This is a genomic window from Bacillus sp. PK6-026, from assembly GCF_054161455.1.
The window spans coordinates 72,552-97,500 of the sequence record NZ_CP096418.1 but is presented as its reverse complement, the minus strand read 5'-3'; the positions used below and the strand labels follow the sequence as shown (position 1 = coordinate 97,500).

General features: G+C 45.9%; 23 protein-coding genes, 2 tRNA genes, 2 rRNA genes and 1 pseudogene (1 of these 28 running past the window's edge). All 28 read right to left on the bottom strand.

Features of this window, described 5'->3' with window-relative positions; all coding sequences use genetic code 11:
• Nucleotides 1–540: ribosomal RNA gene (locus M1D59_RS00515) — 23S ribosomal RNA — on the bottom strand (it extends 2,390 nt beyond the left edge of the window).
• A 171-nt stretch (nucleotides 541–711) separates the two neighbouring features.
• A 16S ribosomal RNA gene (locus tag M1D59_RS00510) occupies nucleotides 712–2,261 on the bottom strand.
• The 16S and 23S rRNA genes sit together here, the layout of an rRNA operon.
• 295 nt (nucleotides 2,262–2,556) lie before the next feature.
• The gene (gene lysS / locus M1D59_RS00505; protein ID WP_023855967.1) at nucleotides 2,557–4,056 is read right to left on the bottom strand and encodes a lysine--tRNA ligase; all 1,500 of its coding nucleotides are present in this window, start codon (nucleotides 4,054–4,056) and stop codon (nucleotides 2,557–2,559) included.
• An 84-nt stretch (nucleotides 4,057–4,140) separates the two neighbouring features.
• A complete protein-coding gene (dusB, locus tag M1D59_RS00500; RefSeq protein WP_020449833.1) occupies nucleotides 4,141–5,142 on the bottom strand; it encodes a tRNA dihydrouridine synthase DusB in 1,002 nt (333 codons plus the stop codon).
• 16 nt (nucleotides 5,143–5,158) lie between these two features.
• Nucleotides 5,159–5,368, bottom strand: coding sequence for a helix-turn-helix domain-containing protein (locus tag M1D59_RS00495; RefSeq protein ID WP_031304995.1), 210 nt, complete (start codon nucleotides 5,366–5,368; stop codon nucleotides 5,159–5,161).
• Nucleotides 5,320–5,820, bottom strand: coding sequence for a 2-amino-4-hydroxy-6-hydroxymethyldihydropteridine diphosphokinase (gene folK, locus M1D59_RS00490; RefSeq protein ID WP_020449832.1), 501 nt, complete (start codon nucleotides 5,818–5,820; stop codon nucleotides 5,320–5,322). The genes M1D59_RS00495 and folK overlap by 49 nt, the downstream gene beginning before the upstream one ends.
• The gene (gene folB / locus M1D59_RS00485) at nucleotides 5,817–6,179 is read right to left on the bottom strand and encodes a dihydroneopterin aldolase (protein ID WP_023855968.1); all 363 of its coding nucleotides are present in this window, start codon (nucleotides 6,177–6,179) and stop codon (nucleotides 5,817–5,819) included. The genes folK and folB overlap by 4 nt, the downstream gene beginning before the upstream one ends.
• A complete protein-coding gene (folP, locus tag M1D59_RS00480) occupies nucleotides 6,172–7,029 on the bottom strand; it encodes a dihydropteroate synthase (RefSeq protein ID WP_020449830.1) in 858 nt (285 codons plus the stop codon). The genes folB and folP overlap by 8 nt, the downstream gene beginning before the upstream one ends.
• A 5-nt stretch (nucleotides 7,030–7,034) precedes the next feature.
• Entirely contained in the window at nucleotides 7,035–7,904 is an 870-nt protein-coding gene (pabC, locus tag M1D59_RS00475) for an aminodeoxychorismate lyase (RefSeq protein ID WP_020449829.1), read from the bottom strand.
• Nucleotides 7,901–8,485, bottom strand: a complete 585-nt coding sequence (gene pabA / locus M1D59_RS00470; protein WP_023855970.1) for an aminodeoxychorismate/anthranilate synthase component II — start codon at nucleotides 8,483–8,485, stop codon at nucleotides 7,901–7,903. The genes pabC and pabA overlap by 4 nt, the downstream gene beginning before the upstream one ends.
• Entirely contained in the window at nucleotides 8,482–9,912 is a 1,431-nt protein-coding gene (locus M1D59_RS00465) for an anthranilate synthase component I family protein (protein WP_041817136.1), read from the bottom strand. The genes pabA and M1D59_RS00465 overlap by 4 nt, the downstream gene beginning before the upstream one ends.
• A 197-nt stretch (nucleotides 9,913–10,109) precedes the next feature.
• Nucleotides 10,110–11,033, bottom strand: coding sequence for a cysteine synthase A (gene cysK, locus M1D59_RS00460; RefSeq protein WP_020449826.1), 924 nt, complete (start codon nucleotides 11,031–11,033; stop codon nucleotides 10,110–10,112).
• A 75-nt stretch (nucleotides 11,034–11,108) separates the two neighbouring features.
• Nucleotides 11,109–11,999 carry a peptidyl-prolyl cis-trans isomerase gene (locus M1D59_RS00455; protein ID WP_020449825.1) on the bottom strand — a complete coding sequence of 297 codons (891 nt, stop codon included), beginning with the start codon at nucleotides 11,997–11,999 and terminating at the stop codon, nucleotides 11,109–11,111.
• Nucleotides 12,000–12,051: 52 nt separating this feature from the next.
• Entirely contained in the window at nucleotides 12,052–12,921 is an 870-nt protein-coding gene (hslO, locus tag M1D59_RS00450) for an Hsp33 family molecular chaperone HslO (RefSeq protein ID WP_020449824.1), read from the bottom strand.
• 11 nt (nucleotides 12,922–12,932) lie between these two features.
• Complete coding sequence (locus M1D59_RS00445) at nucleotides 12,933–13,709, bottom strand: type III pantothenate kinase (protein WP_003178242.1); 777 nt, start codon at nucleotides 13,707–13,709, stop codon at nucleotides 12,933–12,935.
• Nucleotides 13,710–13,909: 200 nt separating this feature from the next.
• Nucleotides 13,910–15,829, bottom strand: coding sequence for an ATP-dependent zinc metalloprotease FtsH (gene ftsH, locus M1D59_RS00440; RefSeq protein WP_020449823.1), 1,920 nt, complete (start codon nucleotides 15,827–15,829; stop codon nucleotides 13,910–13,912).
• A 96-nt stretch (nucleotides 15,830–15,925) separates the two neighbouring features.
• Entirely contained in the window at nucleotides 15,926–16,465 is a 540-nt protein-coding gene (gene hpt, locus M1D59_RS00435) for a hypoxanthine phosphoribosyltransferase (protein ID WP_003178236.1), read from the bottom strand.
• Nucleotides 16,449–17,879, bottom strand: coding sequence for a tRNA lysidine(34) synthetase TilS (gene tilS / locus M1D59_RS00430; RefSeq protein ID WP_080131197.1), 1,431 nt, complete (start codon nucleotides 17,877–17,879; stop codon nucleotides 16,449–16,451). Before tilS ends, hpt begins: the two co-directional genes overlap by 17 nt.
• A 102-nt stretch (nucleotides 17,880–17,981) precedes the next feature.
• Nucleotides 17,982–19,016, bottom strand: a complete 1,035-nt coding sequence (locus M1D59_RS00425; RefSeq protein ID WP_080131196.1) for a protein kinase domain-containing protein — start codon at nucleotides 19,014–19,016, stop codon at nucleotides 17,982–17,984.
• A complete protein-coding gene (locus M1D59_RS00420; protein WP_020449820.1) occupies nucleotides 18,985–19,722 on the bottom strand; it encodes a vWA domain-containing protein in 738 nt (245 codons plus the stop codon). Before M1D59_RS00420 ends, M1D59_RS00425 begins: the two co-directional genes overlap by 32 nt.
• Before the next feature lie 76 nt (nucleotides 19,723–19,798).
• Nucleotides 19,799–22,288 carry a stage II sporulation protein E gene (gene spoIIE / locus M1D59_RS00415; protein WP_020449819.1) on the bottom strand — a complete coding sequence of 830 codons (2,490 nt, stop codon included), beginning with the start codon at nucleotides 22,286–22,288 and terminating at the stop codon, nucleotides 19,799–19,801.
• Nucleotides 22,289–22,498: 210 nt separating this feature from the next.
• A tRNA-Glu gene (locus M1D59_RS00410) sits at nucleotides 22,499–22,570 on the bottom strand.
• 10 nt (nucleotides 22,571–22,580) lie between these two features.
• Nucleotides 22,581–22,654, bottom strand: a tRNA-Met gene (locus M1D59_RS00405).
• A 150-nt stretch (nucleotides 22,655–22,804) separates the two neighbouring features.
• Nucleotides 22,805–23,203 carry a S1 domain-containing RNA-binding protein gene (locus M1D59_RS00400; RefSeq protein ID WP_003178226.1) on the bottom strand — a complete coding sequence of 133 codons (399 nt, stop codon included), beginning with the start codon at nucleotides 23,201–23,203 and terminating at the stop codon, nucleotides 22,805–22,807.
• A 79-nt stretch (nucleotides 23,204–23,282) separates the two neighbouring features.
• Nucleotides 23,283–23,660 (bottom strand): FtsB family cell division protein, encoded by a 378-nt coding sequence (locus tag M1D59_RS00395; RefSeq protein WP_020449818.1) that lies wholly within the window; start codon nucleotides 23,658–23,660, stop codon nucleotides 23,283–23,285.
• 16 nt (nucleotides 23,661–23,676) lie between these two features.
• Nucleotides 23,677–24,304, bottom strand: a pseudogene (gene yabQ, locus M1D59_RS00390) (spore cortex biosynthesis protein YabQ).
• Nucleotides 24,301–24,609, bottom strand: coding sequence for a sporulation protein YabP (yabP, locus tag M1D59_RS00385; protein ID WP_011197470.1), 309 nt, complete (start codon nucleotides 24,607–24,609; stop codon nucleotides 24,301–24,303). Before yabP ends, yabQ begins: the two are co-directional and overlap by 4 nt.
• A gap of 76 nt (nucleotides 24,610–24,685) precedes the next feature.
• On the bottom strand, nucleotides 24,686–24,949 hold the full coding sequence (locus M1D59_RS00380) for an RNA-binding S4 domain-containing protein (protein ID WP_003178218.1): 264 nt from the start codon (nucleotides 24,947–24,949) through the stop codon (nucleotides 24,686–24,688).

Genomic DNA, 24,949 nt, shown 5'->3' with positions numbered 1-24,949 from the left:
CCTTCCGGGGTACTTTTCACCTTTCCCTCACGGTACTGGTTCACTATCGGTCACTAGGGAGTATTTAGCCTTGGGAGATGGTCCTCCCGGATTCCGACGGAATTTCACGTGTTCCGCCGTACTCAGGATCCACTCAGGAGAGAACGAAGTTTTGACTACAGGGCTGTTACCTCCTATGGCGGGCCTTTCCAGGCCTCTTCATCTACCTCGTTCTTTTGTAACTCCGTACAGAGTGTCCTACAACCCCAAGAGGCAAGCCTCTTGGTTTGGGCTGTTCCCGTTTCGCTCGCCGCTACTCAGGGAATCGCATTTGCTTTCTCTTCCTCCGGGTACTTAGATGTTTCAGTTCCCCGGGTCTGCCTTCTCATATCCTATGAATTCAGATATGGATACTGCTCCATTACGAGCAGTGGGTTTCCCCATTCGGAAATCTCCGGATCAAAGCTTGCTTACAGCTCCCCGAAGCATATCGGTGTTCGTCCCGTCCTTCATCGGCTCCTAGTGCCAAGGCATCCACCGTGCGCCCTTTCTAACTTAACCGTTAAAAAGAATCACTACGTGATATCTTGCATTACTAATTGAATGTGATGTCTACTGTTATCTAGTTTTCAAAGAACACGCTTTGAAGGAATGATCCTTCAAAACTAAACAAGATCTAAACGCACCTGTCTATAAGACCGCAAGGTCTTATATTCCGTATAATATCCTTAGAAAGGAGGTGATCCAGCCGCACCTTCCGATACGGCTACCTTGTTACGACTTCACCCCAATCATCTGTCCCACCTTCGGCGGCTGGCTCCAAAAGGTTACCTCACCGACTTCGGGTGTTACAAACTCTCGTGGTGTGACGGGCGGTGTGTACAAGGCCCGGGAACGTATTCACCGCGGCATGCTGATCCGCGATTACTAGCGATTCCAGCTTCACGCAGTCGAGTTGCAGACTGCGATCCGAACTGAGAACAGATTTGTGGGATTGGCTTAGCCTCGCGGCTTCGCTGCCCTTTGTTCTGCCCATTGTAGCACGTGTGTAGCCCAGGTCATAAGGGGCATGATGATTTGACGTCATCCCCACCTTCCTCCGGTTTGTCACCGGCAGTCACCTTAGAGTGCCCAACTGAATGCTGGCAACTAAGATCAAGGGTTGCGCTCGTTGCGGGACTTAACCCAACATCTCACGACACGAGCTGACGACAACCATGCACCACCTGTCACTCTGCCCCCGAAGGGGAAGCCCTATCTCTAGGGTTGTCAGAGGATGTCAAGACCTGGTAAGGTTCTTCGCGTTGCTTCGAATTAAACCACATGCTCCACCGCTTGTGCGGGCCCCCGTCAATTCCTTTGAGTTTCAGTCTTGCGACCGTACTCCCCAGGCGGAGTGCTTAATGCGTTTGCTGCAGCACTAAAGGGCGGAAACCCTCTAACACTTAGCACTCATCGTTTACGGCGTGGACTACCAGGGTATCTAATCCTGTTCGCTCCCCACGCTTTCGCGCCTCAGCGTCAGTTACAGACCAGAGAGTCGCCTTCGCCACTGGTGTTCCTCCACATCTCTACGCATTTCACCGCTACACGTGGAATTCCACTCTCCTCTTCTGCACTCAAGTTCCCCAGTTTCCAATGACCCTCCCCGGTTGAGCCGGGGGCTTTCACATCAGACTTAAGAAACCGCCTGCGCGCGCTTTACGCCCAATAATTCCGGACAACGCTTGCCACCTACGTATTACCGCGGCTGCTGGCACGTAGTTAGCCGTGGCTTTCTGGTTAGGTACCGTCAAGGTACCGCCCTATTCGAACGGTACTTGTTCTTCCCTAACAACAGAGTTTTACGATCCGAAAACCTTCATCACTCACGCGGCGTTGCTCCGTCAGACTTTCGTCCATTGCGGAAGATTCCCTACTGCTGCCTCCCGTAGGAGTCTGGGCCGTGTCTCAGTCCCAGTGTGGCCGATCACCCTCTCAGGTCGGCTACGCATCGTTGCCTTGGTGAGCCGTTACCTCACCAACTAGCTAATGCGCCGCGGGTCCATCTGTAAGTGGTAGCTAAAAGCCACCTTTTATAATTGAACCATGCGGTTCAATCAAGCATCCGGTATTAGCCCCGGTTTCCCGGAGTTATCCCAGTCTTACAGGCAGGTTACCCACGTGTTACTCACCCGTCCGCCGCTAACATCAGGGAGCAAGCTCCCATCTGTCCGCTCGACTTGCATGTATTAGGCACGCCGCCAGCGTTCGTCCTGAGCCAGGATCAAACTCTCCATGAAGTTTGATAATGACTACGCACATTCGCATGTACGATTTATTTAATGAATTAACAGGTACGTTTGTCTTGTTTAGTTTTCAAAGATCATTATTAAAGCGACTTTTATATTATATCCAATCTCGGATATTAAGTCAAGAACTTTTTTTAAGTTCTTTTTTTCTTTCGCCGCCGTTTTGCGGCAACGAATAATAATATACCACCGTATTTATGATTGTGCAATACTTTTTTGAGAAAAAATTTAATTTGTTTTAAATGCGCAGCAGCCGCTTGTTACACGGCTGCTGCCCAAACGTCATTTAACGATGTCTCATTTGCGGGAATAGTAAAACGTCCCTGATTGAAGGAGAATTCGTCAAAAGCATAATCAGTCTGTCAATGCCGATTCCAAGACCGCCGGTAGGAGGCATTCCGTACTCCAGTGCTTCGACAAAGTCTTCATCCATCATATGCGCTTCATCGTTTCCTTCTTCACGTTCTTTTAATTGAGCTTCAAAGCGTTCTTTTTGGTCGATAGGATCATTTAATTCAGTAAATGCATTCGCGTGTTCACGGCCGACGATAAACAGCTCAAAACGGTCTGTAAATCGAGGGTCTTCAGGGTTTTTCTTAGCAAGCGGAGAAATCTCCACAGGGTGTCCGTATATAAAAGTAGGCTGAATCAACGTTTCTTCAACTTTTTGCTCGAAGAACTCATTAATGATATGTCCTACTGACATGCTTTCAGAAATTTCAATTCCGTGTTCTTTCGCGAATGTTCTTGCTTCTTCTACCGATACTTCTTTCCAGAAGTCTACACCGGTGGCTTCTTTAACAGCATCGACCATATGAAGTCTCTTCCATTCAGGCTTGAGGTCAACTTCATAATCTCCGTATTGAACGGTTGTAGTGCCAAGCACTTCTTGTGCAATATGAGCGATAAGGTTTTCCGTCAAGCTCATAATATCTTTATAGTCAGCATAAGCTTCGTAAAGTTCAATCATTGTAAATTCAGGATTGTGCCGTGTGGAAACTCCTTCATTTCTGAATACACGTCCGATTTCATAGACTTTTTCCAATCCGCCGACAATCAGCCTTTTCAAATGGAGCTCGATAGCGATCCTCATGTAAAGCGGCATATCAAGCGCATTATGATGCGTAATGAACGGACGGGCAGACGCTCCGCCCGGAATCGCGTGCATCGTAGGCGTCTCAACTTCTAAGTATCCGTGGTCATCTAAGTATCTTCTCATCGATTGAATGATTTTGCTGCGCGTAATAAACGTATTTTTGCTTTCCGGGTTTACGATCAAGTCCAAATAACGCTGACGGTAGCGCTGTTCGATGTCTTTTAATCCGTGATATTTGTCCGGAAGCGGACGAAGTGCTTTTGTTAATAAATCAAAGGATGTAGCTTTGACAGACAATTCGCCAACATTCGTTTTAAACATGACGCCTGTAACGCCGACAATGTCCCCGAGGTCAGAGCTTTTAAACCATTCGTACTGCTCTTCACCGACACTGTCTTTCCTGACATAGATCTGAATCTGGCCCTTTAAATCCTGAATGTGCGCGAATCCCGCTTTTCCTTTTCCACGCTTTGTCATCATCCGGCCGGCAATCGTCACTTCAATTGCTTTTTCCTCTAATTCTTCTTTTGAGAATTCATTATATGATTCAATGAGATCAGTTGATTGATGGGTGCGGTCAAAACGCTGCCCGAAAGGATCTTTCCCGTTTTCTCTCAATTGATTCATTTTATCGCGTCTGACTTGCAGCTGGTCGTTTAATTCTTCATGGTTATGCTCTTCATGACTCATCATATATCACTCCGTTACTTTTAGTCTTTCAGGAAAAAAGCAGAAAAACTGCCAGTGAAAACTGGCAGTGAGCAGAGGTCGGATTTATCCTACTTTTGCATCCTGAAGCTCTTTTGCCTCGGCTTCAATCGTAAACGCGTCTAAAAGCTGAACGAGCTCATCCCTCGTTTCGCAATGATTAATTTCATTCCGGACCTTTGCGTTTCCTCTTATGCCTTTTAAATACCAGGCTGCGTGCTTTCTCATTTCGCGAACCGCAACATTTTCGCCTTTCAGTCCGATTAATCGGTCAAGGTGAAGTTTGCAGACAGACATTTTCTCACGCACTTTCGGCTCATCTTTCAATTCGCCTGTTTCTAAATAGTGAACCGTACGGTAAATCATCCACGGGTTACCCAGCGCTGCACGGCCGATCATGACACCGTCAACCCCTGTTTCATCAAGCATGCGTTTTGCATCTTGCGGAGTTTTGACATCACCGTTTCCGATTACCGGTATTGAAACGGACTGCTTCACTTCTTTGATAATATCCCAATTTGCCGTTCCTTCGTACATTTGCACGCGGGTCCGCCCGTGAAGAGCGACCGCTTTTCCGCCTGCGCGCTCTACAGCTTTCGCATTCTCAACGGCAAAGATATGGTCTTCATCCCAGCCCATTCTCATTTTTACGGTCACCGGCTTGTCAACAGCCTCCACTACTGCAGAAACCATTTCATAAATTTTATTCGGATCAAGCAGCCATTTGGCTCCTGCATCACATTTTGTAATCTTTGGCACCGGACATCCCATGTTTATATCAATAATATCCGCAGTTGTGTTTTGGTCAACAAACCTCGCCGCTTCGACAAGCGTTTCTTTTTCGCCGCCGAAGATCTGCAGGCTGAGCGGTTTTTCACGTTCATCGATATAAAGCATTCCCATTGTTTTTGCATTATTGTAAAGGATCGCTTTATCGCTGACCATTTCGGCGCAGACCAAACCCGCTCCGAATTCCTTAACCGTCAAGCGGAAGGCGGAGTTGCAGACACCGGCCATCGGCGCAAGCACAACCCTGTTTTTTAATTCTATATCACCGATTTTAAACATTTTTAGTCCTCCTTTCTTATTCTTCTGATGGAGATAATTCCTCCACTGTTATATTTAAAGTATTGGCTACATCCCTGAGCATGCTCTCCGACGGCATACGATTCCCGCGTTCTACTTCACCAAGCACAGAAACGGATATACCCAATGCTTTTGCAAACCCTTCTTGAGTATAACCCTTCAGCTTTCGATATGCACGAATTCGTCTACCCCAGATTTCTGCTTCCATACTCTTACACCTTCTTGATTTTTCGCATGATTGACAGCTCCCTCAAGCTCGGGATAAATCTCCAGCAGCGGGATGAGCACAAACAAACGTTCATGCATTCTAGGATGAGGAACGATAAGTTGCTCTGTCTCAATATTTTCACGATTATACAACAAAATGTCAAGGTCTGCAGTTCTCGGCCCCCATCTGATGTCGCGTTTGCGGCCGAGTTCTTTTTCAATACGCTGAGTCAAATCAAGCAATTCAAACGGTGAAAGAGATGTTTTAACAGCTGCAGCCATGTTTAAAAATAGATCTTGGTCTGTATACCCGACAGGATCTGTTTCATAAATCGACGAGATGTCTGTCACCTGTACAGACGGATGTTGATGGAGGAGAGAGACAGCTTTTTTTAAATATTCTTCCCGCTGGCCGATATTCGAGCCGAGCGCTATATATGCCGAATTGTTCATTGTCGTTTCCTCGTCATCTCGATGGCCACCGATTTATAGTGTCCCGGTATAGGCGGGTCAGGCTTGACGACTTTGACCGTGCATTCCTGAACCGCTTCAAAATGCTTCAGCACTTTTGCGGCAATCGTTTCTGCGAGGGTCTCCACAAGGTTGACCGGCTCTCCCTCCACAACCTCTTTGCACAGCTTATACAAATCAGCATAATTAATGGTGGCATCAATACGATCCGTTTTTCCGGCTTCGCTTAAGTCTAGAAATGCTGTCAGATCAACGCGGAATCTTTGGCCAAGTTTGTTTTCTTCTTTGAAAACACCGTGATATCCGTAAAACTCCATGCCCTCTACATACACTTTATCGATGATAAACGCCTCCTTTATCAATCATGGCATCCATCATTTTTGCCATCCTGGAAATTTGCTTGACGTCATGCACCCTGACGATATCGCACCCTTTTTGAATACCGAGGCATACCGTCGCGCCCGTGCCTTCCGCCCTCTCCTCAGGCGGCAGATCCAGAACACGGCCGATAAATTTTTTGCGTGACGTCCCCAATAAAACCGGGTATCCGAGTTCGCTGAATTTCTCAAGCTGGTTCATGACCGCCAGATTGTCATGATACGTTTTGGCAAAGCCGATACCCGGATCAAGTACGATGTGATGATCTTGAACGCCTGCTGATTTTGCAATGCTCACACATTCCATCAAATCAGACAGCATGTCCGGGATCAAGTCCTTATAATTCCGTTCCTCGCGGTTATGCATCAAGATAATCGGCACATTATGAGCGGCCGCAACCCGGGCCATGTCATGGTCTGCTTTTGCTCCCCAGACATCATTGATAATCGCTGCACCGGCCTTAAGGGCTTCATCCGCCACTTTTGCTTTATAAGTGTCAACAGAAATCGGCACGTCGATTTCCTGAACAAGTTTTTCAATTACAGGTATGACCCTTGACAGCTCCTCATCAAGAGAAACCTTTTCCGCCCCCGGCCTCGTTGATTCTCCTCCGATATCAAGGATATGGGCGCCGTCTTCGATCATTTGCTTTGCATGAATAACGGCGCGGTCGATGCTGTTATATTTTCCGCCGTCTGAAAAAGAATCGGGCGTCACATTTAAAATCCCCATGATCAATGTTTTATCTTCATAAGACAATGTGTATTGCTTTGCGGTCAACTTCTTTGAACGCACCGCTGTTTGAAGCGCCATATCCTTCACCCTTTAATTGAAATATAGTCTTTTGCTGCTTTTCTATCGTTAGTGTATGCCTCTTGCAGACGTTTCGACAAATTTCCATCCTTTCCCGGAAATTGAGTGCTGCCGATTCTCCGGAATGGAACGATTTCCTGAACGGAATTGGTCATCCATGCTTCGTCCGCAAAGAGAAGCTCCTTTAAAGGGTATACCCCCTGCATAACTTCGATTCCCATATCTGCAAGGCGCTCGATGACATAACGCCGGGTGACGCCGCCTAATATGCCGGTATCAAGAGAAGGTGTATACACACAACCGTCTTTTTCCCAAAAAATGTTGGAAATGATCCCTTCGGCTACAGCTCCGCCTTCGGTAAGAAAAATCCCTTCTTTGGCAGCGTCTGGTCCGAGCTCTCTTTTTCCGAACAGATTATTTAAAAAGTGATGTGATTTCAAGCGGAACGGACCTTCTGGCGTATTGCGTCGGACCTGTAAAATGACACCCTCCTTTTCAACCGGAACCGATTCAGGATGAAAAGGATTCATCATCACCATAACACCGGGTTTTTTGTATGAATCAGGAAAAAGACCTGAGTCACCGGGACCGGCAGATATATTTAACCGGACCTTGGCATCCAGATTTGGGGGCTGATTCAACTGAAGCAGCCTGTCAAGAATGGCAAGCACTTCGCTTTTTGTCAGCTCAAGCTCAATTCTCAGCTGTTCCAAAGCGTTGTTCAGTCTGTCCATATGCCAGTCTAAAAGGAAGGGCTCCCCTTCATAAAGGCGGAACGTTTCAAATACCCCGATTCCGTATAAAAAACCATGGTCAAAAGGAGAAAGTCTTGCTTCCTCCTCCTTCACATATTGACCGTTCAGGTAAATGATCATGTGTTCACTTTCTTTCGGTAAGTCTCAATAAAATTCTTCAGCATTTCTTTTCCGGAGGCAGTCATAATCGACTCCGGATGGAACTGAACGCCTTCAATAGGCAGTTCTTTATGCCTGATGGCCATAATCTCCCCTTCTTCCGTCCAAGCCGATGTCACAAAACAACCGGGCAGCGTATCCGGTTTGACGATCAACGAATGATACCTCGTGGCCGTGAGCGGATGTTCCAAGTCTTTAAAGACCGTCAACCCGTCGTGCAAGATCTCGGAAGTTTTCCCATGCATTAACCGTTCCGCCCTGACGACATCGCCTCCGAAAACCTGGGCGATCGACTGATGTCCGAGACAGACCCCGAAAATCGGTATCTTCCCGGCAAAATGGCGGATCGCTTCAAGGCTGATCCCGGCCTCATCCGGACTGCAAGGACCGGGAGATATCATCAAAAAGTCAGGCGACATATCCTCTATTTCCTGAAGCGTGATCTCATCGTTCCGCTTGACGACTAACTCCTCGCCAAGCTCACCTAAATACTGAACCAAATTGTACGTAAATGAATCGTAATTGTCGATCATTAGAATCATATCTCAGCTCTCCTCTGCTCTTTTTTCTCTTCTTCACTCAACTGCAGCGCCTTTTTCATCGCCAGGGCCTTTTTAATTGACTCTTTATATTCATGCTTAGGGTTGGAATCGATGACGATTCCAGCTCCGGACTGCATGAACGCCTGGCCCGCTTTCACATATATCGTTCGGATAACGATATTAAAGTGCATATCCTGATTATATCCGAACCATCCTATAGAACCAGTATAAAGCCCCCGTCTCGTCGGCTCAAGCTCCTCTATAATTTCCATCGTTCTAACTTTCGGCGCTCCTGTAATCGTACCGCCGGGAAACACGGCATGGATGACATCCACGGCATCGCATTCGTCCCTTAGTTCCCCGCACACATTAGAGACGATATGCATGACATGGGAATACTTCTCAATCACCATGAATTCATCGACCCTGACCGAACCGTACTTGGAGACCCTGCCGAGGTCATTACGCTCTAAATCAACGAGCATCACATGTTCGGCGCGCTCTTTTTCATTCATGATCAGTTCGTTCGCGAGCGCTTCATCCTCCGCTTCATCCGCCCCGCGGGATCTCGTCCCGGCAATCGGTCTTGTCTCAAGCCTGGTGCCCTTTTTCTTAATGAGCAGTTCGGGCGACCCGCAGATGATTTGAAAATCCGGGGTTTCCAAGTAGGACATGTACGGCGAAGGGTTGATTTCTCTTAACATTTTGTATACCTCATAAGGAGGCGCAGACAGGCGCTCCGACTGGCGAACAGAAAGGTTCACCTGAAATACGTCGCCGCTTGCAATGTATTGCTTCACCTTCTCAACGGCCTGAGAAAAGCCGGCTTCTGTAAATGAAGCTGCGAATGACGGGCTTTTATTATCATTTGTTTGATGACCGCCAGCGGTCTTCGGATGTTCCGTCTTCCACATTTGCTCAAGCCTGTCCAGTTTCTCTTCCGAAGCGGCCGGCGATTCTTCAACGGTGTGGGTAATCACCCAAAGCTGCTGCTGCTTATGATCATAGACGGCTATATCATCAAATACGAGAAAGAATAAATCCGGCGTTTGCAGATCATCGATAGACAGGATTTTGAATTTCTCAATATATCGGGCATAGTCATAGCTTAGAAAACCGACAGCCCCGCCCTGAAAGTCGGGAAAATCTGCAACCGTCTCCGTTTTCAGCGTTTCAAACCACTGAGAAAACTGCTGAAACGGATCCCCCTCTTTGAATATGATGTCCCCTTTGTATTGAATCGTCGTGATGCCGTCTTTCCCTTTTGCTATTGCGACAGGGTCGAGCCCGGCTATGCTGTATTCTCCGCCTCTCGCACTTTCGAGCAGAACGCGGTATTGCTTTCCTTTCGACAGGCTTTCAAATTGCTCTAAAAACCGTTGATTGGAAAATGGGAACGCTCTGGCTACAGGCCTTCGTTGTCTCATCATATCATTCCTCTGCCGTTAGTCTAATGTCCTTATTGTAATGCATATCTTTTTTCTAGGAAAAGAGAATTTCATTTCCAATATAGAAAAAAGTCCTTGAGCATGTTCACTCAAGGACACCGAGCTTTTAAAAGGCTTCGCCCGCGAAAAACAAAAGGCCGCCGACATTGTCGGCAGCCTTCTGTTTCAACTGGAGCCTATTCAAATTGATAAAGAGGCGTGCTTAAGTATCTCTCTCCGTTACTAGGAAGAACAGCGAGAACTTTTTTGCCTTTCCCAAGCTTTTTAGCGACTTGAAGAGCAGCACAGATCGCAGCACCCGAAGAAATTCCTCCGAGAATTCCTTCTTCTCTCGCCGCTTTACGGGCAAATTCAAAGGCTTCTTCGTTTTTCACTGTGATGATTTCATCGTAAATTTCCGTATTCAAGATTTTCGGAACGAATCCCGCTCCGATTCCCTGAATTTTGTGCGGACCTGGTTTTCCTCCGGAAAGAACAGGAGAATCAGTCGGTTCCACCGCGAAAATCTTGATGGACGGATTTTTTTCTTTCAGGACTTCTCCGGCACCTGTTATCGTTCCGCCGGTTCCGATACCTGCAATGAATGCATCTAAACCGTCTCCGAATTGTTCGGCGATTTCTTTTCCCGTTGTGCGGCGGTGAACTTCTGAGTTCGCAGGGTTGTTAAATTGCTGAGGCATAAAATAGCCGTGCTCCTCAGCCAGTTCTTCCGCTTTTTTAATCGCGCCTTTCATTCCTTCAGCACCCGGAGTCAGCACAAGCTCAGCTCCATATGCACGCAGAAGGTTGCGGCGCTCAGAACTCATTGTATCAGGCATAACAAGAATCGCTTTGATGCCCTTCGCTGCAGCGACCATGGCAAGTCCGATTCCCGTATTTCCGCTGGTCGGTTCAATCAGTGTATCTCCTTCTTTCAGAAGGCCTTTCTCTTCAGCATCTTCTATCATGGCAAGCGCAATCCGGTCTTTTACGCTGCTTCCAGGGTTCATATACTCCAGTTTCACATATACTTCAGCACTGTCTTCATCAACTAGTCGATTTAATTTAACGACAGGTGTATTTCCGATTAAGTCATAAACAGAGTTTGCAACGCGAACCATTTGAACACCTCAATTTCCGAGTAATTTTATTGGGATTATATCTAATTTATCAATATCAAAATATTTTGTCAATCTTTATTTTTTATCGTCATAAAACCAAGATACTTTCGCATCTTTCCAAAGTGTCTTCACCGAAGCTTTGTCGCCTAATTGATCCATCGCGATCTGCCTTCTGATTTGATTTTTCACTTCGCTGTAAGTGAAAGCTTGCCCCGGGAGCTTTTCTTTGAGCTGGATGATTGCATAGCCTTGGCTCGTTTTAATCGGTTCATCCACCCATTGATTTTCCTTTAGCTGCTCAGCTTTCTCTAAATATTCGGCCGGAATGTTTTCGTGCTGATCATTGACGAACCCGAGGTCGCCGCCGTAAGGAGACGTATACCGGTCAATCGAATGTTCAGCCGCGGCCGCTTCAAAGCTGGATCCTTCCTTCAGCTCTTTAAGAACTTGTTCTGCTTCGTCTTTATCTTTGACAACGATATGCTTGAGGCGATAAGAATCATCGAATTTATATAAGTCCTTATTTTTGTTATAGAATGACTTCAATTCGCTGTCAGAAATGACAATATCTTTTGTCAGGAGCTCTTCTAGAAGAATATTATGCTTGATCTGCTCTTTCCATTCTTTTTCTGTTGTGGCTTCGTCTTCGTAGAAGGAATTGTATACAGCTTTAATCAGCAGAAATTCTCTTTCAATGTCTTCATCAGACACTTTGATCTTATTTTTTTCGGCCATTTGGGTAACAACGCGGTCGTTGATCATATCTTCAAGCGTTGATTTTCCATAGCGCTCTTCCATTTCGCTCAGCCATTCTTCACGCGTGATGCCGTTTTTTCCGATATGTGCAATGACTTCTTGAGCGGACGGTGAAGAAGCAGTCTGCGATTTCGTCAAAACATACGCGATCACGATACAGTTGACAAAGATCGCACCTAAAATAATCGGCCAAAGTGTTCTTGATTTCAATATGGTGTCTCCCCTTTCCCCATTGTAAAAGACCCGCTACTGCATAGCGGGCTTATATTTCATCTCGAAGCGCTTCAAGCTCTTCCTTTGTAAACAGATACTTTTCATTGCAAAAATGGCATTGAGCCTCAGCTTGGCCATCTTCATCAATCATCTGTTGAATTTCATCTTTGCCAAGACCGATGATGCCTCCTGAGAAACGCTCTTTTGAACAATTGCATGTAAACCGGACAGGAACGGTTTCCAGTATTTCCGGTTCTTCTCCCAATACCGCAGCCAGCACTTCCTCAGGTGTCAAACCTTTCTGAATCAGCTTTGAAATGGGCTCCACTTGAGAAAGGTTTGTTTCAAGCTTCGTGATTGTTTCATCGTCCGTGCCCGGCAGCAGCTGAAGGATAAATCCGCCTGCAGCTAAAATCGTATTGTCGGGGTTGACGAGCACCCCTACCCCCACCGAAGAAGGAACCTGTTCAGAAGATACGAGATAATATGTAAAATCCTCGCCGATTTCTCCGGAAACGATCTCAACCTGGCCTGTAAATAAATCGCGGAGACCGAGATCTTTTACTACGCTTAGTGTGCCGGACGTACCGACGGCTCTTCTGACGTCCAGTTTGCCGTGTTCATTTAAGTCAAAATGAACGTGCGGATTGGACACGTAGCCCCTGACATCTCCTTTTGCATTTCCGTCAGCGACAATCGCGCCGATAGGTCCGCCTCCTTCAATCTTGACGGTAAGCTTGTCTTCGCCTTTCAGCATGGCACCGAGCATGACAGCCGCCGTCATCGTTCTTCCTAAAGCGGCGGAAGCGGTAGGCCATGTGTTATGCCTTCTTTGGGCTTCATGAATCGTTTCTGTTGTATTCGCTGCATATGCTCTCACTTTGCCGTCATATGCGATGGCTTTCACTAAATAATCCATACCTCATCCTCCTATACACTTTCAACACGATTCCGTTCATAAATAAGCTCTAGTCCCTTCAATGTAAGGAACGGGTCAACGATATCGATGCAGTCCGATTCGTCTGCTATCAAGGAAGCAAGACCTCCCGTCGCAATGACTTTCGGATTTTTCTTGGACTGCCATTTCATCCGTTTGACAATGCCTTCAACCTGTCCGACGTAGCCGTAAAGGATTCCGGACTGCATCGCGCTGACCGTACTTTTGCCGACAATATGATCGGGCCGTGCAATTTCAATTCTGGGAAGCTTGGCAGCTCTCGAATAAAGCGCTTCAGTTGAAATCGTGATGCCCGGCGCGATCGCACCGCCCATGTACTCCTTGCGCTCGTTAATATAACAGTACGTCGTAGCGGTTCCAAAATCAACGACAATCAGGGGGCTCCCATAGAGATGAATAGCCGCCACTGCATTTACAATGCGGTCTGCTCCGACTTCTTTCGGATTATCGTATTTTATGTTTAATCCTGTTTTCATTCCCGGACCGACAATCTGAGGCTCGATCTGAAAATATTTAATACACATTCTTTCGAGGGAGAACATGATCGGAGGTACAACTGATGAAATAATAATTCCTTCGATCTGGTCAAACATCAGTCCGACATAATCAAATAAAGAACGAAGAAGCATGCCGAATTCATCTTCCGTTTTATGGCGGCTTGTCTCAATCCGCCAATGATATTCGAGCTCTCCTTCGTGGTAGATGCCAAGGACGGTGTTTGTATTTCCCACATCTATAACAAGCAACATTCTGATCACCACTTTTGACTAGTTTCTCTTACTTGGGCATAAAACATTCTACCATCATACAATACACGATGCCGATTCTGTTTGTAAACGAATCAAATCGTAGTGAACAAAGATTTTCCAAAGAGGTTTTTTAACCATAAAAAAAGAAAACTGCCAAAAGCAGAGCTTGGCAGTTTTCCTGAAGAGGCGGAAATAAGTCGTTATTCTTTCTCATCCTCGTTTTTTTCTTCGTCATCTCGTTTATTGATGTTGACTTTCACATCGTCTGTCTTTTCCTGATCATCCGAATATGTGCGATCAGGAAGTCTTCCGTGCTCAGACAAATGTTTGATTTGCTCAGCGTCGAGCGTTTCAACTTCCAACAATGTTTGAGCGATCAGCTCAAGTTTGTCGCGATTTTCAGTAAGGATTGTTTTTGCACGTTCATAACATTCCTTAATGAAGCGCTGAATTTCTTTATCGATTTCATACGCAATCGCGTCGCTGTAGTTTTGGTCATTGTTGAAATCGCGTCCCAAGAACACTTGCCCGCCTTGCGATTGTCCGAATTGAAGAGGACCGAGCTTTTCAGACATACCGAATTCAGTTACCATTCGTCTGGCAATGCCTGTAGCGCGCTGGAAGTCGTTATGGGCACCCGTGCTGACCTCACCGAAGATGATCTCTTCAGCTACACGGCCTCCAAGCAAGCCGACGATCTTATCGAGAAGTTCGGGTTTGGTTTGGAAATAACGGTCTTCCTTAGGAAGCATAACGGCGTATCCGCCCGCTTGGCCGCGCGGTACGATCGTTACTTTATGCACCATATCCGCTTCATCCAAGACAAGTCCGATTACAGTGTGTCCCGCCTCGTGATAAGCCACGATATTGCGTTCTTTTTTCGAAATGACCCTGCTTTTCTTTGCAGGTCCGGCGATGACGCGGTCTGTCGCTTCATCGATGTCTCGCATATCGATCTTTTTCTTATCTTGACGCGCTGCTACGAGAGCCGCTTCATTTAAAAGGTTTTCAAGATCTGCACCTGAGAATCCAGGCGTCCGCATCGCGATCGCTTTTAAGTTTACGGATTCATCAAGCGGCTTGTTTCTTGCGTGTACTTGAAGTACAGCTTCACGGCCTTTAACATCTGGGCGGTCAACTGTAATTTGACGGTCAAAACGTCCCGGACGCAGCAATGCAGGGTCTAAAATATCGGCGCGGTTTGTCGCAGCGATAATGATGATTCCTTCATTGGCGCTGAATCCGTCCATTTCAACAAGAAGCTGGTTGAGCGTCTGTTCACGTTCATCGTGCCCTCCACCAAGACCTGCTCCCCGCTGGCGTCCGACAGCATCAATTTCATCGATGAAAATCAGACACGGTGCATTTTTCTTAGCGTTTTCGAATAAGTCGCGAACACGTGATGCACCAACCCCGACGAACATTTCAACGAAGTCAGAACCGCTGATGCTGAAGAAAGGCACCCCTGCTTCTCCGGCACAAGCTTTCGCCAGCAATGTTTTACCGGTACCCGGAGGTCCGACCAAAAGCACGCCTTTCGGAATCCTTGCTCCGAGTTCAGCGAACTTGCGGGGATCCTTGAGGAAATCAACGACTTCCACAAGCTCTTGTTTTTCTTCATCCGCTCCTGCCACATCTTTGAATTTGACGCGTTTCTTTTCTTCTGTATAGAGCTTCGCCTTGCTTTTTCCAAAGTTCATAACACGGCTTCCGCCGCCTTGAGCCTGATTAAGCAGGAAGAAGAAAAGAATGAAGATAATAACAAAAGGGATGATGGTGGTAAAGAACGTCATCCATCCATTTGCTTCCTGTGCAGGTTCTACTTGTATCTTCGTTTTTTTCACTTGATCAATGATTTGATCTGCCCCTTTTCCTTCAGGAACATGGGTCAGGAAATATTGATCTTTCTCATAGGTCGTCAGCTGTCCCCGAACCTCGTACACGCCCCTGACAGGCTGGATGGAGACATTTTCAACCTTCCCTTTATCTAGGTTTGAAACAAAGTCACTATACGTCATATTTTCTGTTTTCGGATTTGCGGTTTGGAAGTAGCTCACAACTCCGATCACAACTAATAAAATAAGTAAATAAAAAATGGTATTACGGAAGACCCGATTCATTCCTTACCTCCTCCCACAGTAAGCACAACTATGTTCAATAGTATCATAGAAAATCGTTCCAATACAACAGATATCCCTTTCGCTAACAAGCCCGAATCAGCTCTCATAAACCGCAGGTTTCAGCACTCCGATGTACGGAAGGTTACGATAGCGTTCAGCATAATCGAGACCATATCCGACAACGAATGCATCGGGAACTTCAAAGCCGACGTAATCCGCTTTGATATCCGCTTTTCGTCCGCTTGGTTTATCAAGAAGGGTTACGATCTTAATCGATTTTGCTTTGCGGTATCGGAAAAGCTCTACAAGATAACTCAAGGTCAGCCCACTGTCGATGATATCCTCAATAATTAAGATGTCACGGCCCTCTACAGATGTGTCCAAATCTTTAATGATTTTTACCTCTCCGGAAGAAACCGTTGAACTGCCGTAGCTTGATACATCCATGAAATCCATTTCCAAATATGTATCAATATGCTTCAAAAGATCAGCCATAAACGGCATGGCTCCCTTTAACACACCGATTGCCAGCGGAAACTTGCCGCTGTACTCTTCTGTCAGAGTTGCGCCCAGCTCCTTGACTTTCTTTTGGATCTCTTCTTCTGAGATCAAGATATTTTCAATATCCTGTTTCATTCTTTGCTAGCCCCCTACACTTTTCATGCTGTCTATATTGTAATACAATGCGATCATTGTTTGTAACATCAAGTTCCTCAAAAATGGTTTTTTTCAGACCAGGTATCCAAATAATGTTTCCAACCGCGTCTGTTACAATGGGCCAGCTGTCTCTTTTCGCAAGAGGCACTTTTTCATCAATAAATATATCTTTAACCTTTTTTGAGCCGTTCATCCCTTTAAGTTTGATTCGGTCTCCGTTTTGCCTTGTCCGTACATAAAGGGGGAATTGAACCTGCTTGGGACTTGTTGCAAAAACATCGTTTCCTTGCGGTTTCCGGGTTGAACCGGGTCCGCTCACATGAAGGGAGGAGCCGTCGGGAAGCTTCAGTTCTTCTTCGTCTGCCCCGCTTATTTCATAATGATAGGAAACATTTTCACATTGTAAACGCTGAAATGTAAACAAACATGTATGATAAGATTTTGCAACTTTTAGCCCATTCGGAAAATCAAGGGAACCGGATGGTCCACCTTGTGAAATCCAATCCAGAAACACTTGAATATGATGGGCTGAAAACGCTGATGGAACGTTTTCATAAAGATAGTTTAATATTAGATGAACTCCCCTTCTTTGTAAAGGCATAGGGAGCGCAAGAAGCCGATCGATGCTGATTTCGACACCGGAACTTGACTTGCTTGTGATTACTGTATTCATTTTGTCTTTCGTTAATGCCTGTAAGTATAATTCGTCTTCTGTCAGGAATTCACTGACGGATTGAAACCTTTTATGGACATCTTCCGACTCTTTCTTCAGAAAAGGGAGAACATGGTGCCTGAACCGGTTCCTTGTGTAATCATCCTCACTGTTGCTCGGATCGGTTCTATACGGTATTCGATTCTCTTTGCAGTAAGCCAAAAGATCATCCTTTGACAGCCTTAGAAACGGCCTAAGCAGCCAGCCGCTGTCAAAACGGCGCTTTGGCTGAATTCCAGCAAGCCCGAGCCCGACAGTGCCTTTTGCCATCTTCATCAGCATCGTTTCCACCTGATCATCGCCATGATGAGCCAGAACCAGGTATTCAGCCCGGCGCCTTTTCATTAATTCTTGAAAAAACGCATACCGGCATTCTCTCGCAGCAGCCTGTTTATTCAGATTGTTTTCCGCGGCAAATGTCTGGACATCGATTTGCACCGCCTCGCATTGTATGCCTTCCGCCTCGCAGTAGTCCTGAACGAACCGCATATCATGCTCAGACTCTTCGCCTCTGAACATATGATCGACGTGTGCGGCAATCAGCGTCGCCGAGGCAGGAACCGTACGTTGCAGAGCATGCAGCAGCGCCATCGAATCAGGCCCGCCGGAGACGCCTGCAACCAGTGTCGCTCCATCAAATGACAGTTCGTATTTTCTCATGAAATCTTCAATACTTTTCACAATGTCCTCCCACTAAGAGCAGGGTGTATTTCAAAAGATATAAATATCCTAACACTTTCAATCGGTCCCTGCAAAGAAGAGCTATCCGCCAGCAAAGCAGAGCTAAATAAAAAAGAGAACGATATACGCAAAGTAAAGGGCAAGAACGCTTACGACGATCAGCAGCGTTTCAAAAACACCGCCGGATTTAGAACTGATTCTTTGCTTTCTGCGCCCGCTTCTTAACATTTGCTGCTGAGGCGTCCCCCGCTTATGCCGCGGGCCTTGAGACGGGGCGGATGCCGATGAAGAGCGGGCGGTTCTCGACTGGCGGCTGCTTTGCATTCTGGCCGGCCGTCCGATTGCCAGGAGGTCTCCCTTCATTTCATCAGCTGTTCGATAGCTTCCTTTTAAAGCAGAAGCAAGAACCGGCTTATACCGCTTTAAAAACGGCTGTCCGTCGATGACTGACATAAGCTGTTCCTGAGGTCTTGCTGTCTTTTTAAATTCTTTTTTCACCGCACAGTTCACCATAATCATGGCGACTGAAAACAGATCATACGAAGGCTCAGCCTTACGGGTTCCAAATTCCCAATAGCCTCTGTCAAAAAACTCTGTATATTCCTTGATTGCCCGGCCTTCTTTTGTCGTCCCGCCCACATCAATGCAGCGGATTTGCGGCGGCGGGCCCGTCACGATTAAATTCTCGGGCTTTAAATCTCCAAACACCCATCCTTCGCGATGAATGGCCGACAAACTTGAGAGAAGCTGGCTGATTAGCACCGGTATCCATTCCTCGCCTTTTTCGTTTACATATCTTAAAAGAAGCGGACCTTCAATATATTCCATGACATAAAATGAAAGTTTTTTGCCCGCACCCGCAACCATCATGTCATCCACATCAAAAAAAGAAGGCCCCATTGCTTTTGCCTGGGCCTTTGAGAAAGATTTCAGAACATTCACTTCCGAGGTAATGGACAGGCTGTCATCGCTCACTTTTAATGCAACGCGGCCCTTTCCCGAATCGGCCAGATATACAACGCCATTCGCCCCTTTTCCAAGCTGTCTGATGATCTTGTAGGAATGATTGTTCCACTTTCCAACAACGGCTGCACCCGGCTTTAGACTAGCCGCCAAACTCGTCGAAGTGTTTTTCATCGTCTTCTAACATTCTCCTTCTTGAGCCGATTTTGTTAAAATGCTGAATCGCCTCTCGTATTGCGGGTCCTGTCGGCGTAATGCCGCCGGCTGAAAGCTTGGAAAATATTGAAGAAAGAGATTCAAACTTCGGGGTCCAATCAAGCACAAGCTCGACCTCTTGTTTTTTCCCGGGAAATATAAGCATCGCAAATTCATTTTCGCCGATTCTTGAATTGAGACTGATGGAAAGGTCTATCAATGCTTCTTTAACAGTCGGCAGCTTCGGATTCATGCTCGCGCTTGTATCGACAAGAACCAATACATGAAGATGTACGGTCTCACCGAGCTCATCTACGACTTCCATAACTTCACCGCGTTTATCAGGAGGCAGTTCATCCATTTCGGTATGCTTGCCGAGAATTTGTTTGAGCTCACTATTGACAACGCCTTGAAGGGTTTGCGTCATCGCCTTTTTTGTCACCATTTGAACAGTCTGCGACAGCTGCGACGCGTAAACAACCTGGTGAACTCCCCCGCCTGCGAGGGCGATCCCTTCAACTTCTTTCATCGCCTCCTGATCCATTTCATGCTCGTCCATAATCCCAATAACATTCACGGTAATTCCCTGCTCCTTCGCAAAGGCGGCCATGGCCTGCGGGTCTTCGCCGCGGTTTGAACAGCCGTCCGTCAAAAGCAGGATTTGATTCAAGTGCCCCTTTTTCATCGTTTTTATTCCTCCTGGACAAAGATATCTTGATTTAGTTCCATCATCGCCAGAAGAAATTTGATTTATACGAAGGCTAAGAAATCTCTTGATTCTTTTGGAAAAAAGACGGCGCCGGAATGGAGGCCCACTTTGGCGTATTATGGTCCAGCTTGATAACAATCACCGTCATATCGTCCTCAATCAGACCCGACCTTGTCCGAATCACTTCTTCCATGATCAAGTCGGCGATTTCCTGCGGCTCCTCGGTTTTCAGAGATTTCAATTTACGCTTCATCCACAGATCATGATTTTCAACATGTCTAGGCCCTTCAAAGATTCCGTCGCTCATCATAATCAAAAGGTCTCCCGCTTTTAATTGCTCGCTGACTACATCAACATCGAATTCTGTAATGATGCCGATCGGCAGATTGCTGGCCTGCACTTTGATAATCTGATCGCCTCTTTTAATAAAGCTCGGGGTGGAGCCGATTTTCAAAAACTTGCAGCTCGCATCCTGAAGATCGATGACCGATAAATCCAATGTCGAATATATTTCATCTGTCGTCCTTAATGAAAGAATGCTGTTGATCGTTTTAATCGCCACTTTTTCGTCGATGCCCGACTGAAGAATCTTTTCCAACAGCTTGATCGTCTCATTGCTTTCAAAATGGGCCCTTGCGCCATTTCCCATACCATCGCTGATGGCGGCCGCATATTTGCCGGTGCCGAGCTCCATCATATTGTAGCTGTCGCCGGAGACAAGCCCTCCTCCTTTTGCTGCATGTGCGGCTCCCGTCACCACCCTGTATGACTTCGCCGAACCGAAAGCAACATGACAATATCCATTCGGATGGCCGGCGCACTGTTCCGCTTTGACGATAATTTGTTCTTCCAAAATATCGGACAGCATCGGAGCGATGATTTTTTCACACTCCCCGTGGCCGTTGCAATACGGGATACTCATTTCGATATCGATATTTCCCTGCTCTAGGCTGTAAATTTCGACTTGTTGAATTTCAATGCCGAAATGCTGCAGCGCATCCCGAATTTGTTCTTCTTGAATAAAATGCTGCTCCCTCTCCCTTTTTATTTCCCGAGAAAAGTCCGCCATGACCTGAGAAACCCCGAGCAGCTGCTCTGCGACGAGACGCCTGCTGTCATGCACCTTTTGTTTTAATGTCTGGTTTGCCCTAAAATGAGACAGCTCGTCTTCCATCAGCGCTTCTACTTGCTTTGATTTGGAGCAGTGCTGATGAAACTCCTTTTTCAGCTTGCGGTTTTTAAAATATTGCTTTTCTTCTGTTTCCTGCATAACTCGTTTCATCAAGTCATATGTTTTATCAAAGTTCTGAACCCAGCACTTGTTTTTTTTATAACAGGACTGGCAGGAGTGTTCTGTTACAGTGCTCAAAAACAGATCGATCTCTTTTTCTTTTCCTTCATCATCCGGAACCGAATGATAAAAGGTAGCGAAGCTTTCGGATAATGCGTGAAAAACACTCGAAAACTGATCGACCTTCTGCGCGGTGACATCGCGGATTTTTCTTGCATATTGCTGCTGTTCCTGAGCGTGTTCAGTCGTTCCCGGTATATACTTAGCCACTTTTTTCGTAATCGACTGAGGGGTTAAAAGGAACAGACCGATTGCAATCAGTGATTCATAAAGCGTCGGCACAAGTTCAGCTGAACCTTCTCCGTACAGAGAAATCAATAGAGATCCGATCAATAAGCCGACCGCAGCACCGAACTTTTTTCCTTCTTTTAACAAACCGCCGAGAAGGCCTGAAAAAGCCAGCAGGCTCATCTGATATAAATTGCCGATATTTGAAAGGCTGAGGATCAGCCCGGTCACAACACCGACTGTACAGCCGATACTCGCGCCCCCGATGAACGCGAAAGCGAGCACGACATAACGGGCCAATATCAGTTCAGCCTGCATGCCTTGAAAAGAAACGCCTGTCAAACCTGTGAGAACAGAAGCGATTAAAATCATAAAACAAATGATCTCTTCAATTTTCAGCGACTGTTTCGCCCGCTTTGATGTAACAATCGGCAGGCTTTGTAAAAAAATCAGTGTGAGGATAAACGATAACCCGGCTTCAACAAAAGCCATAATATAGTGATAACCCGAAACCGTTCCGTATTCGGCATATACGAATCCGCATCTTGTCACAGCCATCGCTAAAAAGACGACGACAGGCAGCGTTCTGACGCGATCTTTTATAATAAGAGACGTCATTTTGGAACATATCGCAAATGCAAACAGAGCCGCAAGCACGAACAGCGAATGCTGAGGCGATATGCTCAGAGCCCCGGCAAGAAGTGCCAGGCATGCAAGAAAAGCTTTATCTTTTTTAATTAAAAGCATCGCTCCGAAAAATGGAAGAGCAAAGGGAATGACCTCTGACAGAATGAAGGCTCGTCCCAATAAAAAACCGATGATCATATAGATCAGCCCTTTATAAAAAAAGAGGGAATATAAATGCTGCATTACAAGCTTCGTCGTGCTGCCAATCCATGAATACAATTTTTGAACAACAGGTCCAGCTATTGGGCTGTTCACTCTTCTTTCCGCTTTTTCCATGCTCTCATCTCCCACTCGTTTATTCGTTGCTTGCCATTATAACGAAAGATGAAATAGGATTTTGTCAAAAGAAGGTAATGAATTCAAAGAACTGTTCGACGCTTTTTGTAGCATGCTTCAATCACTCTTGATAAGTCGAGTCCATTCCCGTTATTTTGCGTATTTTTATGCAGCAAAAAAACCGGCTTCAGAAGAAGCCGGTTTCCGGAATGACCCGTACGGGATTCGAACCCGTGTTACCGCCGTGAAAGGGCGGTGTCTTAACCACTTGACCAACGGGCCTTCATATAAGTAGCGGCGGAGGGGATCGAACCCCCGACCTCACGGGTATGAACCGTACGCTCTAGCCAGCTGAGCTACACCGCCATGTTGTTGATTTCTTTTAACGCACAAGTTCTATAATACAAAGGATTGTCCTATCCGTCAATAGAAATTTTAATAAAAATTTTATAAGACAATAAAAAGGCATCCGTTGGGATAAGACGAATGCCTTTCGTATATATAGAAAGCAGCAAGTTAACCTCTTCTTGCTCCGCGCCCTCCACGTTTTGATTCCGTGTTGCGTTTTAGAGACGATAAGCGATCTTCACTGTCTTTTAAAAACTTATTCATTTTCTGTTCAAACGTTTCTTTAGAGCGGAAATCATTTTTAGGTCTCGCAGGTCTTGATGATTGAGGACGGTCTACAGCCTTTTTGATCGACAAGCCGATTTTCCCATCTTTCTCAACATTGATGACTTTAACTTCTACTTGATCACCAACCTTCAGATGATCATTAATGTCCTTCACGTAGTTATCGGCTACTTCGCTAATATGAACAAGACCTGTTGATCCTCCAGGCAGTTCAACAAACGCTCCGAAATTTGTAATACCTGTTACTTTCCCTTGCAACTTGCTGCCAACTTCAATCGACATAAAAAAAGTGCTCCTCCTTAGACTTAAAAAAGATCATTTGTTTAATTATACATAAAGAAAAAAATAAGTGTCAACAAGGCTACTTGCTCTTATCTTCAAACTTGAAGATGATTTCGCCATCTTTTGAGAGGTAATAATCCTTTCTGGCAAGCTCTGCAACGTAGTCCTCATCCTTTAATTTCACAATCTCATCTTTCAAATCCGATTTTTTTGCTTCCAGTTGTTCCAATTGTTTCAAAAGGTCTTCTTTCTTCTCTTGCTTCGCGCTGATATCCGAAGTCTGCGACCAAAGAGAACTGACAATCACAATCGCCGACAGCAGCACAACGGCGCCGAAAACCATCAACCGTCTGTATAGACCGCGTCTTTTTCTTTTCAGCTGCTGCTGTTTTCGCTCCATCTGCTCTTTGTATTCGTTCTGTATTTGCGATATGTTGCGTCTCATGGGATCATTCATTCCAGACGGCCTCCCCTCATTTTTTTAAAAGTTTTGCCTTAATTGTTATGAATAGTTTCTTCCCCTTTTCGAAAAATCCTGCTCCTTTTTGCAAAAAGCGTCTCAACAATCCCCGAACCGGGGCGGGAAGAAGCCTGCAGCATTGATATAGTATAAAATAAATCGGATATCCTGCAAATTTTAATATCTTATATAAACATACCGCAAAAAAAACGAAAAAGAACATAGATATTTCTCATTGTAAAGAGAATGATGGCAAAAATAGCTTGAAACGTCCATACAACAGGCCGAAACACCATCATCTGCATCATCTTTGAGACCAGCCTGGAGATGAATATGAAAAAGGAAATCATCCATTCCAAAAGCTTGATATAGATCTGCTTAAAAAGGCTTTGATAAGCGGCAAATCCAAGCATGACCGCCAGAAAGATATAAATTCGGAATTCCCCTTCATTCACGCTCAGCAAAACATAGAAAAAAAGGAGACCTTGTACCACCCAAAACAAAAAGTCATGGAGAAACAACAGCCACCTTGCTGTTTTCGAGCGGACAACGAAACGGGTGTAGGTGTCAAGGGAAGCGCCAAGCCATGCCCCCATTCCGGCCATGGCCAGCATCGTATAGAACTGAGTGGTCAGCGTCATTTAAACAACTTGCTAAAAAATCCTTTAGCTTTCTCCCCCTGCTGCTCATCCAAATAGACGAGATCAAGCACTCTTCCCTTGATGGAGACAACGCCTTTTTCCACATCGAGATTCTTCATCTGCAGGTTTTCGCCTCTGACTGCCAGCATGCCCATGACCGTCTCAAGTAAGAATTCCTCATTGTCAAAGCTCTCGACCTGTTTGACACCGGATATATCCAGCAGCTTGCGGCCCTTCATCGTCACATTATGTTCAGGACCAGATGCCCCGCCGGAAGGGTTGTGCTGATCATAATATACATTCATCGATTCATCCCCCATATCCTCATACTAAAGATTCGATACTGCATTGTATGAGACGGGGGATTTTTTTAGAACAAGCCTATTCTCCTCCCAGCTTCTCTTCTTTGAGAACGGTATACATATCAGCGGCTTCTTCTTTTTTTGTCGTATCCTTCAATTCATTGACTTTGACGGTTACAAGCTTTTGGCCAAAACGCACCGCAAGCTCGTCTCCCGCTTTGACAACAGAGCTTGCTTTCGCCTGCTGGCCATTGATCGAAATTCTTCCCTGGTCAGCCACTTCTTTTGCAAGCGTCCGTCTTTTAATCAGCCTTGATACTTTGAGAAATTTGTCGAGTCTCAT